Raw genomic sequence first — 12,983 nt, 5'->3', positions numbered from 1 at the left:
AAATCCTAAGGGCTGGGGGTCATATCGGCTCAAATTCACACGTTCGGTCGTCATAAACGCCCTGTTATAGGCTGCAGCGCACTCAAGTGAAATAAAAGCGTCACGTTTTCGCATTAGGGTAGCCGCGACGTTTTAGCGGGGCGCTAAAATTCTACTCAACATGTGCGAGCAAATAATGAAAAAAAACCTACCGACAAGCTTTACGCTTTCTGCCGTTGCGATGATCTGTGCTGGACTGACGTTAAGCTCAGCTGCAAATGCTAACACCCTAACAGGGCAAGTTAGCTCCGTATCGCAAAAGAGCCACTTTCAAGGGGCAAAAGTGGTGATCAAAGAATTAGACCGAACCCTTATCTCTGAGCGCGATGGCCGCTTTACCGCAACCAATCTCCCTGCGGGTAATTATACGCTTGAGATAAGTTATCTTGGGGCTGAAACAGTGACTAAAAGCATCACGATTACTGATAACCAAGTCACTAATGTTCAAGTACAGCTTGGTTCTCAATCGGGCCAAATGGACGATATTATTGTTGTGGGGCAAAGAGCCGGACAAGCAGGAGCACTAAACCGACAAAAAAATGCTCTTGCACTTAAGTCGATCGTCAGCGCGGATTCCATCGGTCAATTGCCGGATCAAAACGCAGCAGAAGCACTGCAACGTTTGCCTGGACTTTCCATTCAACGAGATCAAGGTGAAGGCCGTTTTGTGGCAATTCGTGGGATCGACCCAAATCTCAATAACGTGACCATCAATGGAGCCAACGTGCCTTCTCCTGAAGCGGGCGTGCGCTCGGTGGCGATGGATGTCATCCCAAGTGAATTGGTGCAAAGCCTAGAGGTGAGCAAAACGGTCACACCGGATATGGATGCATCGGCGGTGGGCGGTAGCATCGAAGTAAAAAGCCTCAGTGCTTTTGACCGAGAAGGGCAGAGCTACAGCGTAACGTTACAAGCATCACACAATGAACAGGTGAGCGAAACTAGCCCAAAAGCGTCGTTTAGCTTCACCGATATTTATGCCGCAGGCAAAGAGGTGGAAGTTGGGGTTGCAACGGCGGTATCTTGGTTTGAGCGTGAGTTTGGTTCTCATAATATGGAAACCGACGGCGGCTGGATGGAACTAGAAATGGACGATGTGAACTCAGGAGAAGAAGTGAGCTTCTTTGGTGCTGAGGAAATGGAGCAGCGCCACTATCATATTACGCGAGAGCGTTTAGGGGCGGCACTGAATCTTGATGTGCATCACAAAGGGTTTAACAAATACTACTTACGCACGCTCTACAGCAAGTTTTCTGACGATGAGTTTCGTCAACGCAATGAGTACAAGTTTGACAAAGGCGATGTATTTGCCGATGAGCTAAGCCAAAATGCGGCCTATTTCTCAGGTGCAGAAATGGATAGAGATACCAAAGACAGATATGAAGAGCAAAGCATTTTATCTGTGGTTTTGGGCGGTGAAAACTTAGTGCAGAATTGGTTTATTGAATACAGCATTGGCTACTCGAAATCAGATGAAAGCGAGCCAAATCGCTTGGATACCTCATTTGCTGGAGAAGACTTTGCGCTAGGGTATGTACTGGATGGTAAGACTCCCACGCTTGCAGCGGATGAAGCTTCTCAGCAGCTTAGCAATTTTGAAATCGATGAAATTGTCTGGGAGAACAACCTCAGTGAAGATGAAAATACCAGCTTTAGACTGGACTTAACTAAAGACTTCACTTTACTTGGTCACAATGCGCAAATTAAATTTGGTGGTAAATATGCCGACCGTGAAAAGTTTAACCACGTTGACGCCAAGCTATATGACGGCGGCTTTGATGACCTAACGGCGAAAGACTTTGCCGCCAATGAACCTGAGTATGATCTTGGGGCCTTTGGTCCGGGTTTAAGTCGCGGCCAGATCCGCGACTACTTTTACGGTAATCGCAGTGCCCTTGAGCTAAACTCGCTTGAAACTGACATTGAAACACAAGGTCGCTCATATACCAGTGAAGAAACCGTCACCGCACTCTATGCCATGCTGACGGTCAACATTGATAAACTCAATGTTATTGCAGGTTTTAGATACGAAGACACAGATTATGCAACGAGTGGTAATCGTGTTGAACTCATTAATGATGAAGTGAATGACGTTGAACGCGTCGAGATCAACCAATGGCAAGTTGAAGATAGCTACGACCATTTATTACCAAACTTAACATTACGCTATGAAATCAGCGACAAGCTGATCACCCGTTTTGCCTATACACAAACTCTTGCGCGTCCAAGCTTTGAAGATGCAGCAGCATTTCAAATCATAGAAACAGAGACCACAGAAGATGATGGCGAAATTGAAATTGAGCGTAAAGCCGAAGTCGGAAACCCAGACTTAGACCCATACAAGTCAACAAACTATGACGTTTCGGTAGAATATTACCCCGGCGCGATTGGCGTGTTATCTGCGGGTGTTTTTCACAAAAACATCGATAATTTTATTGCCAAAGCCGAGGTGCAAGATAACGGTCAGTGGCAAGGTTATAAAGAAGTTATTCAAAGCGTTAATGGCGGCGCCGCTGAACTGACAGGGGTGGAGCTTGCGTACACGAAGAACTTTCAAAACGGTTTGATGTTCTTAGCTAATGGTACATTTATTGACGCAGATGACAATCTACCAAACCAATCCGACACCGTGGGCAATCTAATGTTTGGTTATGAAAATAGCCAAATAAGCGCAAGGTTAAGTGCATCGTACAAGAGTAAAAGCTTTTTGTTTGAAGAGAACAAGCAGCGCGTTTTCCAAGACGACCATCTGCAACTCGATTTTAGCATGAAGTACTTTTATACCGAGCAAACTCAGCTTTATTTCAACGCGATCAATTTAACCGACGAGCCGATGAGTATTTATCAAGGCGACACTCGTTACAACTACCAATACGAAACCTATGGCCGTTCATTTGAGCTTGGAGTAACGGTAACGTCTTTCTAAGAAAGAAATAAAGGTGGGTGTCCTTGTAAAAGCACCCATCGTATCGAGCTTTGGTATTAACAGAAGGGCATTAGCAGAAGGGCATTAGCAGGACACCCATCTTATTTATATGCAGGAGGATGCAGTGGTAACATTGTGTCAGTAACAATGAAAATAACATCAGTAGCTTTACTATTCGCGCTTAGTGGCGCAGCGCAGGCCGCGGAAAATATTAACTTTCTGGCCTTTGGTGATGGCGGCTACCACCCAGATTACCCTAAAACAAAGCACATTAAATCACCTAAAAATAAGGCTGAGTTTATTGCTGCTGAAAAGGCGGATTGGTTAGAAGAGCATCGCCCGCTCGAAGAGTTCAACCATGCGCCTATCTATGTTTATCCGGGAACCGAAACCGCAACGGAGGAAACCGGTGCGTTGGTGGTTGGACAGGCAATGGCCTCTTTGTGTGAGAAAAAGCCATGCGACTTTGCTATTCAGCTTGGTGATAATATCTATCCTGATGGAGCGGCGGCTAACGATGGCAAGGACGACCAAAAGCGTATGGATGACTTGATTTTAGGGCCGCTAAAGCCGCTCCTTATTCAAAACCCAGAGTTGGTCGTGTACTCAGCATTAGGCAACCACGATTGGAAGACGTCTCGTCGCGGCGTTAAATTACAGACCGAGTGGATGGCTAAGCAAGCTAATTTTCATATGGATGGCAAAGGTTATTACAGCTACACCTTTGGTGAAAAAGGGAATGACGTCGAGTTTTTTGTGCTCGATACCAATATGTTGCTCTCAGGTCAGCATTATTACGAAATTCCACTAAAACCGGATGGTAGTGAACAGGGATTGGCAAGTGCACTGGCTAGTGGTCAAGCCGAAGTTGAAGACATTGAAAAGCACGAGCAACCTGTCGATGGGGAAGATCACAGGCAATTAGCTTGGCTTGCAAATGGGCTTAAAAACTCAACCGCAAAATGGAAAATTGTATATGGACACCATGTACTTTGGTCGATTGGTGGCACTAAATATGACGAAGCACATGTATTACGCCGCTTAATCTTACCCGAACTATGTGAGTACGCAGATGCATATATTGCAGGCCATGAGCATGATCTGGAACTGTTAACGGACGACTGCTCGCGTGTACTTCCCGGAAACACAAAGCCTAAGTTACCACTTATTATCAGTGGCGCCGCATCAAAAATGCGCGGCACGCATACACCGCTTGCTAACTATCAAGAAAAGCGTTACCCAGAGTACGATCTAGTCTGGAATAAAGCTTTTACTTGGGGTTTTGCGCATATCGAATTAGACAACCAAAAAGACATGCTCAATGTGTCGTTTTACTCAACACCAAATGATTTAAGCGGTCAGCTGGTGCCAGAGCAAAGCTTTAGCTTCGCTCACCGCAGTGAGTAACGGATCAGCAGGCGATAAACATGCGGTTTTAAGCAATTAAAAAGGGTGAAATACAGATTGAATGTAATGCTGTGTAATTGATAACTTCTGTTTTGATGAACTAGATTTAACAGGAGTTTTACATCTTAAGGAAAGCATCATGCTACCGTCATCAATTACACGCACTACACTCCAACTACTTGGAATGTCATTATTGCTTGCTACAAGTGCACTGGCTGCGCCAAGTGCGCTTGCTTACTCGAACGATACTTCTTGTAAACCGAATAACGATTGGTTTGGCAGCCCAGTGCCAAACCCTCCTGAAGGTGCAAATAGTCCGTTTGCATTTAAAGATGGTAAAGATCTCTCGACAAACTGCGATTTTCATCAGTGGTCGTGGAATAAGTTTCTCTATTTAACGCAGCCTGACAAGCGTGCTCCTGGCGGCTTGTTGATGTTTGGCTCTGGGTTTTGGCAGGTTGATAATGCGCTCAAACCTTATTTTGCTCCTTGGAATGATTTATTAAATCCAACCGGACTTCGCCCCGCAAATGTGTTGATCTTGGAAGATATAAATCAAGCAGGATCAGGTGGTGTTATTTACAGCAAGTTTGGTGGGACGCCCGTACATTATTCGATCCACGTTAACGATACTTATATGAAGTCAGCAATATCTCACCCTATAGCAGATAGCAAAGCTGAATTTGCTGTGGGGTCGGTTGAGTTAAAGGTTGCTTGGATGGATGTCAAGGCGCTGCAGCAAGTCTATCCAAAGCTTGATTTAGCTGAGCATTTTTATATTCGAAAAGCGGTTTACCAAAAAGACAATAAATATAGCGGTACGGGAGAAGTAGCGCTCGTTGGCATGCATGTTGTCGGTGTGGTTGAAAATCACCCAGAGTTTATTTGGGCGACGTTCGAGCATAAATTGAGTGCACCAGATTACTACAGCTCTGAGGGAAAGTTTAAGAAAAGCACGGCTTACTTACAGCAAGATAAAGTAGTGAGTAATAGTCACGATCTGCTATTTTATCGGGGCGGAACAGAAGTGCAAAATGCACATTTAACGTATCCAGCTTCTGAAACTACGACCAACACGTTTCGGTTATATCAATACGGCGTGCCAAACGGCAATCCATATATAGCGGGTAATAACCCTGAGCTGGTGGGGAGTCAGGCACAACAAGCTCAAGATGAAACTAACTTCAATAATATTACTGAACTAAATAGCTTAGTGAATGTAAAACTGGAACAAAAGAATCCCGTTTGGAGTAACTACTTTTACGCCGGATCAATCTGGCTGAGCACGCAAGATTACGATTTTGCAAATGGCATTAGTGGCGATATTGTGGGTAAGGGAGCCAACGAGGCGTTACGCGGCTCATTGGCGGTTGCCAATATTACTATGGAAACTTATACCCAAACTTCCATCGATAGTGATGTAACAGGCAGTGAGCCACAAATTAAGTCGTCTAACTGCTTTAGTTGCCATGGTATAAGTGCAGGTAAATCAACGATGCAAGTAAGCCATATTTACAACAACTATTTAAAGTTAATGCAAAAGAGTCAGTAAATCAGGTTTCCTGAATGCGCTCAGGCTCATAATAGTAAGCCACCGATTTTTGCGGTGGCTTACTATTTCAAGGAGTTTAATCAATTTGCTTTATGGGTTGCGTTATCTTATGCATTAGAAAGAACAAAAGTCCTATAAAAACGATATTGATGAACGCCATGATAAGGGCTACTTGATCCTCTGAGTGCCCGCGAAAGTCAGACAGCAAATCAGCAAAGATAAACAGGCTATAAAACGTACCTGCTACATTTAAGCCCCATCCTACAAAACGGGATGTCTTTACAAGCTGAGTGTAATCGCTAAGCTTTGCCATAATAAAGTGATACCCATACATCACACCAACGGCTGCCATCATTAAGCCGACTGCTGCATTGTCGCCTCGTTTATTTAAATAATATGCATCGAAACATAAAGCACCAACTGCAAAGATGCCTATCAAAATAACAATGGTTTTAATCAAAAATTCAGCGACTGGGTTGGGCTCTCGCTTTGTTGAAACTTGAGATCTTGTCATCGTGACTTGCTGACCATTCCGTATTACTTGTTGCGACTGTTGTTGATAAGCTTGACCATATTTGGGTTGTTGATTTTGCACACTCACATCACTGATTGCACGAGTGGGCGTTCCTTCATCTAGAATATGCTCAACGCATTTCTTAATTAACTTTTTTATTGTCACAAAAACTCCATGTCATAGAGATTAATTCGAGTATTACCAAAACTCTTTATCTAGTGGGCGGTTATTTTTTAGGTCATAAAAGGGGGCTTGATTTACTAAATCTTCACCTAATATTTGAATATGGTCTTGGTGGTCAAGATAGGGGCTTTCTATCGTTTCTTGCCAACCTTTATAAAACGAACTTGGTATGGGCTGAGTGGTATCCATAAAACGGTGGATTTCACTCCACAACTGCACGCTGCTGTCCATATCCTTTGGCTCCCAATCGGTTGAATAAAGTGTCTGGCGCTTAAGTGTTTTTGGGTATCGCTGTGGGGCTAAAAACGCGAGATTATGCCTCACACCTTTACCCGAGGAGACCTTTACAATATACAGTTCAACTTCATCAAGTGTTAACGAGAAGCTCCCTTCGTTATTGCCAATGGGAAAAGTGACAAGGCCAGTATTTCGGAAGAAGTCTACCCGTAGCACTTCAGAAGTATAGTGTTTAACACGGTAAACATAGACAAACAGGGGCAAAGCAAATGCTAGTAGTCCCGTGGTGAGCCATAAATACAAACTATCACCACTACCGAAATAAAAAATAATTGAAAGTAGCGCGATGATGGATGCCATATAGGCAAATACAATGTTTGCTAATTTACCAGTCCGTGAAAAGTCAGCACCACCAAGCGCTACTCGCCTATCAGAAGAAAAGAGGTTATTTTGTTGGACTGGTTGAGCGTGAGAAGATACGGTAGGGCTCACTTTCAGCATCCCTTTGCTAATGTTAAAGTCTCGTGGTGTCGAGTCCTCTATTTTTAGCAGCGGTGTTTCTACTATTGGCCGATCATGCACTACCTTATCTACAGGTGCCGAAGGAGTTAACGTTTGCGTTTCCTTTTTACCCTCAGTTTCCATCACCTTTTCAACAATTTTTTTTACCAAAATTACTATAAAAGCAAGAACTGATTGATTGGATTTTAACTTGTCTCTCATTGGTAGCCTTCAGTTAATTTAGGAGTCGCTGCAACACGCCAGCAGGGCTCATGCCATAATCTTCGATTTCGACGTTAATGACTTGCTCAGCCCAAAGATCTGGCTTTTCTATTTTTCCTTCTTCGTCTCTTTCTGACGCAGGTAACCTTAACTCTTGAGATGAGCCTGAGTATATTGTTGCTCCTTTGCCTCTAGGATATTTTCGACACCGCATTCTGATTTGAATTTTAGAATGATTGAATTTATCAAAATAGGGATAAAGTGCACTTTCTTCAAATTCAATAATGAAACCCGTTAAATTAGGATTAACGATGATATTGGTATTTTGCCAAAAGTAATCCAATGCTGTTTGAGCTTGCCCCGTGGGTGCAACAGCAATTAACGAGCTCCAAGGTTTTCCAGCTAATAGTGGGCGAATGTCTAGCTGAATGTCTAAGTAACCAAGCTCTGATTCTGGAATATGACCTGGAATTTGCACATTAAACTTTGCAACTTGGAACTTGCCTTTGGAGGTTACCTTGTCATATATCCGAGAGGGAGTGTGTAATTGTACAACAGATACGTCACTAAATATTTTTGGAGAAAATAACTGATCATAGAGGCTATGAAGTGCATATTCAGGGTTTGTCTTCCAGCAGTAATAGGGGTTATCACCAAACCAATCACGCTCGCCACCACCATATGCGTCACTGCCCCAAGGGCACGCTTTAATCCAAGCTTCTAGTGGTTCATCGCGTAATAGATAATAAATACCATATCCAAGTAATACTAGAATGAGTCCTACATAGCCCAGTTTACTCATGGGGTTTAAAATAACGCCTCTGGTGATCGTGGCAAGTATGGTTGGCGCGGTTTCAACCGCTAGCGCGACAAAGCCTACAGTTGCAATACTAAGGCCAGCAGCACCACCAGAGTCGCCACGCTTAAACGCGTAATAGGCATCAAAGCCTGACAATCCGGCACTATATGCAGATGCTAGGAGGTTTAATCTAGCTGTCCATGTAATGATGTTTGCTTTTTTCGCAAACTCAGGGCCAAATTTACGAATGGCGCTGAGATTTCCTTTCGCCATTTTGTACTGTTGAAATTCTTGATATTGGCGTAGGCTAGGTAACCCAACTTTCATCTCTGTGACCATAGAGAGAGCAGAGAAATGAATAGCCGCTAAGTCGAAAATTGCACCAGTAATATCAGCAAATTTTCTTTGTGAGAATTCAAAATTCAAAAAAGCTTGTCGAAAGTTAGCGACTTCAAAGATATATACAATACCGAGTATACCCGCCATTCCTCCCTTTAACGACTGCCCAGATACAGACTCCGTAACAGCCGCATTTTGCCATTTTTGTAAGTTTGCGAGCCTATCAGACAACTTTTTAAGTGTTGCATGTTGATTATTTAGCTCTGTTGTATACTGTTTTGCTTCTTCTACCGCCGTATCATATATTGCTTGGGCTGTTGATTCTGCTGACTTGGCTGATACATCAGCACCAGTAATTTTTATCAAGTATGCGATGGTTTTGTTTTTGCTTTCTATCGTTGTGATGGTTTCCGCTTGATTGAGAGACTGGGTTAGAAATTCAAGTCGTTTGTTTAAATTTAGTACGTCTTCTAACGATAGTTTGAGCTTAGAGCCTCTATATCCAACGTCTATTTTGCGTTTATTACTACCGCGAATAATTTGGTTGAGTTCTTTAATTTGCTTTTCTGCAGCCAATTTTCGAGACTGAGGATCAAGTGGCATATACCCTTCAGGAAAGTTCCCGTTGAGGTAATCTTGTACTCTCATTTCCACTTCAACTAAGTACCCAGGTGCTGAGATATCGACCAAGCGCATCAAAGGTTGCAGCACATCTGCTTTTGCATCAATGAGTTTTGCAAACGGATACTTCTTCCAAGCATTGTTTACCTTCACAAAAGAGTTGACCTGTTTTCTAGAACGACTGACGGCAACTTTTGCTTTAGCAAATTTAGCCTCTAACTCTCGTAGACGCGCACGTTCCAGTTCTAATTGTTGATCAAGCTGCGCTCTGCTCATTCCATGTTCTTGCTCTGTTAAGTTTTCAAGCACACTCTTCTTATACTCATATTCAGCACGCTTTTCTTGTAACTCTTTAAATGCTTTTGCTTTTTCTCTTTCAGCGTTGATAAGGGCTTGTTCTGACTGCGCTATCTCATGTTGTGTTGCATCCATTGCCTCTCGAGTTTGGGCCTTTTGTTCCCCAAGCGTACCCGGATGTGTAGAGAGGTTATAAGCGGCCTCTGGAATTTCGAATAAACTGCCTGCTAAACCCATAATCACTTGGGAGAGGCGGCGCCCCATTTGCTCACTCTCTTCTTGTGGCAAAATGGCTTCTTGAGCATGGATCTTTTGTATTTTGGCGCTAGTTAAAGGCAATGCAAAGCGATCATATTCCGCCTTTTCGTAGTCGTGTAGTTTGTCGCCTGTGGGCTTTGGAAACAAAAATTGGGTGATTTGCTTAGCTGGTTTTGTCGGGTGTTGACCCAGACATTGCAGGATAAAATCTTGCCCCTGATAGCCTGAACTTAACTCATGCCAAAACTCTTTGTCTGTATTAAGGTGTGCAAGCGGTGCGGCTGGGTGAGGCTTTAACGCGAGAAATACATCGGTGACTAAGTCGTATGCTTCAAAGAACCTCAGATCTGATTGGTAGGCATAGTCTTTAAAGCACTCAGTAAAACCTGCACTAAGAGATTCTTGATTTAAGAACTCGACTAGCTCGTCAGAGATTTCTGCAATGCGACGAGCAAGTTTTTGGAAGGCCTTTTCTTCCAAAAACTTAAAGAACTTATCTTCCTCTAAATGAGAAGTGCGCCAGTCCTTTAATTTATTGGCAAAGTCGACCGCATCTTCATCAGATTCTACAAGAGTCTCTCCACTGCCTTGAATTTCAATGTCTTTATCTAAAATCGAATCGGCTTGATGGTAAAAAACCTGCACCATAAAGCTGGCGAGTTCATACTTAGCTTGTTGTTGCAGATCAATTTCACCGGTTGCACTATCTAACCCTGATAATTTGTTGAGTAAATGCTGAATATCCGTGGTGAGATCTTGAATTTGTGAGATGAAATATCGAGCCACATGGATCCCGTCAAAAATCGGCACTTGGGCGATTTTATCGCGCTCTGGAAGGTGCAGTTTTTGATGAAGTGTCGGGGTGTTAACTACTTTGCCTTGGTCGTTATAGCCTGTGGCAAACTGCCCTAAGTTATCCAACTTAGTCATGCGCTGTGCTCTGAGCGCTGCTGCACCTTCTGGGGCAGGGCAATGTCTTTCTTCGTCAGCGAGTGGCGTGCCGGTATTTAAACGCGGATCCTGCTCATTAAACCCGCCAAACAACAAGATCTGCTCCCATGACCACTGTACTTCAGACCATGCGATTTCTACGCTTACTTCGTTTCCATTTAGTTTATGCGGGACGAGAATGCTGCTGGTTGGCTTACAGGTTGCTGCACGTGTGCCTTGCGGTCGTGAGTTAGGCTTATTGGCCGACTTTTTCCAACTTAAAAAACCTTTTTGCCAATACAAATTCACATCTGAGAATAGCGCCGGAGCGTCAAAGTCTTCAGGCTCGATAACTTGTAGTTCACGCCATAAATAGCCATCGACATAAATATAGATAAATCCGCTGGTTACCGGAGAGGCCGATTGTAGTTGTTGTTCTGGCGTGTCGTATAAAAATGGATAAATGTGAACCAGCTCAATGTCGGCATCGCTGCTTTGTTGATCTACCGTGTTTGAAGTGTAAAGGGGGACCTTATAATAGCCTTCTTTCGTGCCATCAACCGAGGTGTCTTTGAGCATCAAAGACACCACCTCTTTGTCGCTTGCGTAGCCCTCAAAAACAAGTTCTCTAAAATTACCGTTAGCATTGGTTTTGGTTGGTAAAGTGTGGCTCATCCTATCTTCACCTCTTCATCGCTAGGTTTGCTACTGCCCGACACTTTTATATTGATCTTATTCGTACCGTCTTGGCTTAGTGGTTCTGCGCCAATTACTACATCAAGGCCTGCAGGAGTGGCACCACCGGGTTGGTTTAATGGTGCGGGGGGCGTATTTTTATTATTAGATACCATTAAATCTCCCTGTCTAACCGCCGGTTTTCCCTCGATGTAAACATCAAAGCTGCCTTGCAGAAACTCTGCTTTTTTACCCAATGTTCGACTAGCGATACCTTTTTTATTACCGGGCTGGTCTCCCGTACTTTTTGAAAAGTTAGACTTGATATTGGCTGCACCGTTACCTTGAATTTTTACTGAGCTGGCAACGCTTGCGGCGTCTGATGAGCGGGCGATGTTGCCATAAGGAATAGGCACAACCACTTTGCCTATCTTAGTCAAACATACGTCTACTGTGCTTAACACACCGCCGCTGCCACTATGCACAGCGGTTCTACCGTTAATGAGAACATTGGTATTTGAAACGATAGCTGCTTGTCTGGCTTCGGCTTCAAAATCTCTGGCAACATCACTCTCAGTTCCTACTTGCCAACCCAGTTTAAGGGTTACCAAATCTAAGAATGCTTGTGGATCGCTAATAGGCAGATTAACATCCATTCCCGTTATTGGCTCAATATGGGGTAGAACAGCCGTTTGGTTTTGTTCATCCCATTGTGGTGGGTCGATGATGTAGTCAGGAATAAACGCATTGACCATTTGGCCTAAGGTAAAATCGCCGTATTTGGCTCTTTCGATTTCCTCTAAAAAGGCTTGCTCTCCCGCAGCACGGTCGGGAAATATCGCAATACGGTAGGCTTGTCCCAGCGCTTGATTTCGCTTTGCACTAATATTCAATGGCAGTAAGGCTGGATTGTTGTGTCGCCAAGAAGCTGAACCTGAGGTTCGTAATTTGGCAGTTTGCGCGTCGACATTGTATTGCACGCTCTGGGCTTCGCTGCCTGCACCGGCGCCGATAAAGCTCATTGTGTTGTCCTTAAATTATTCCTTTAGTCGCAGTTGTATTGATTTTACCTAATACAAATGGCGTAATTGTTCCGCATTGTCTGCGCTTTGTCAAAGTGTGAATTATTGTGAGCGTTTATTAACGTGAGCTGTATAAAACAGGTGCGAGTGGCAATGAAGGTGGAAGTGAGTGGATAAACCACCTTACTAATGCAAAGTGGTTTGGGTCGACTTGGATTGATAAGTTCTGGGAGTTAGGCAAAGCTTTCGTTGATGAGTTCTGCGTTATAGCCTGCATTACGAATAATAGCGATAACCTCGTCTTCTCCTTTGGTGCTTGAAATTTCAACGATTTTATCGTCTAGGCGGACATTCACTTGCGCTTGGCTATCAGCCGCTTGCATTGCTTCTGTGATTGCTTTTACACAGTGACCACAGACCATTTTTTCTACTCTTAGTCTTAACATCATTATTTCCTTTGT

8 protein-coding genes are annotated in these 12,983 nt (G+C 43.7%); 3 read left to right on the top strand and 5 right to left on the bottom strand.

Annotation, left to right across the window (positions count from 1 at the left end):
* Positions 1-175 precede the first annotated feature (175 nt).
* The 3 genes from CWC03_RS10450 (at position 176) to CWC03_RS10440 (ending at position 5,924) form a co-directional block, all read left to right on the top strand.
* Positions 176-2,965, top strand: a complete 2,790-nt coding sequence (locus tag CWC03_RS10450; protein ID WP_138581874.1) for a TonB-dependent receptor — start codon at positions 176-178, stop codon at positions 2,963-2,965.
* Positions 2,966-3,112: 147 nt separating this feature from the next.
* Positions 3,113-4,372, top strand: a complete 1,260-nt coding sequence (locus CWC03_RS10445) for a metallophosphoesterase (protein WP_138581873.1) — start codon at positions 3,113-3,115, stop codon at positions 4,370-4,372.
* A 139-nt stretch (positions 4,373-4,511) separates the two neighbouring features.
* Positions 4,512-5,924, top strand: a complete 1,413-nt coding sequence (locus CWC03_RS10440) for a hypothetical protein (RefSeq protein ID WP_138581872.1) — start codon at positions 4,512-4,514, stop codon at positions 5,922-5,924.
* Positions 5,925-6,000: 76 nt separating this feature from the next.
* On the opposite strand, the gene CWC03_RS10435 is transcribed toward CWC03_RS10440, so the two are convergent.
* From CWC03_RS10435 to CWC03_RS10415, 5 genes are all read right to left on the bottom strand, one after another.
* Complete coding sequence (locus CWC03_RS10435) at positions 6,001-6,603, bottom strand: hypothetical protein (protein WP_138581871.1); 603 nt, start codon at positions 6,601-6,603, stop codon at positions 6,001-6,003.
* Positions 6,604-6,636: 33 nt separating this feature from the next.
* A complete protein-coding gene (locus CWC03_RS10430) occupies positions 6,637-7,581 on the bottom strand; it encodes a hypothetical protein (protein ID WP_138581870.1) in 945 nt (314 codons plus the stop codon).
* 13 nt (positions 7,582-7,594) lie between these two features.
* On the bottom strand, positions 7,595-11,500 hold the full coding sequence (locus CWC03_RS10425) for a hypothetical protein (RefSeq protein WP_138581869.1): 3,906 nt from the start codon (positions 11,498-11,500) through the stop codon (positions 7,595-7,597).
* Entirely contained in the window at positions 11,497-12,522 is a 1,026-nt protein-coding gene (locus CWC03_RS10420; RefSeq protein ID WP_130165881.1) for a DUF4150 domain-containing protein, read from the bottom strand. Before CWC03_RS10420 ends, CWC03_RS10425 begins: the two co-directional genes overlap by 4 nt.
* Positions 12,523-12,755: 233 nt before the next feature.
* Positions 12,756-12,968: a heavy-metal-associated domain-containing protein gene (locus CWC03_RS10415; protein ID WP_102058457.1), complete on the bottom strand. Its 213-nt coding sequence runs from the start codon at positions 12,966-12,968 to the stop codon at positions 12,756-12,758.
* Positions 12,969-12,983 lie beyond the last annotated feature (15 nt).

The sequence above is a fragment of the Pseudoalteromonas sp. S2755 genome (assembly GCF_005886535.1).
Taxonomy (GTDB): Bacteria; Pseudomonadota; Gammaproteobacteria; order Enterobacterales; family Alteromonadaceae; genus Pseudoalteromonas.
Note: the sequence above shows the minus strand (reverse complement) of the source record. Positions and strands in the feature narration are given on the sequence as shown.

Coding starts and splice junctions, on each gene's coding strand:
- CWC03_RS10450 (WP_138581874.1), top strand. CDS start 176: ATGAAAAAAAACCTACCGACAAGCTTTACGCTTTCTGCCGTTGCGATG.
- CWC03_RS10445 (WP_138581873.1), top strand. CDS start 3,113: ATGAAAATAACATCAGTAGCTTTACTATTCGCGCTTAGTGGCGCAGCG.
- CWC03_RS10440 (WP_138581872.1), top strand. CDS start 4,512: ATGCTACCGTCATCAATTACACGCACTACACTCCAACTACTTGGAATG.
- CWC03_RS10430 (WP_138581870.1), bottom strand. CDS start 7,581: ATGAGAGACAAGTTAAAATCCAATCAATCAGTTCTTGCTTTTATAGTA.
- CWC03_RS10425 (WP_138581869.1), bottom strand. CDS start 11,500: ATGAGCCACACTTTACCAACCAAAACCAATGCTAACGGTAATTTTAGA.
- CWC03_RS10420 (WP_130165881.1), bottom strand. CDS start 12,522: ATGAGCTTTATCGGCGCCGGTGCAGGCAGCGAAGCCCAGAGCGTGCAA.
- CWC03_RS10415 (WP_102058457.1), bottom strand. CDS start 12,968: ATGTTAAGACTAAGAGTAGAAAAAATGGTCTGTGGTCACTGTGTAAAA.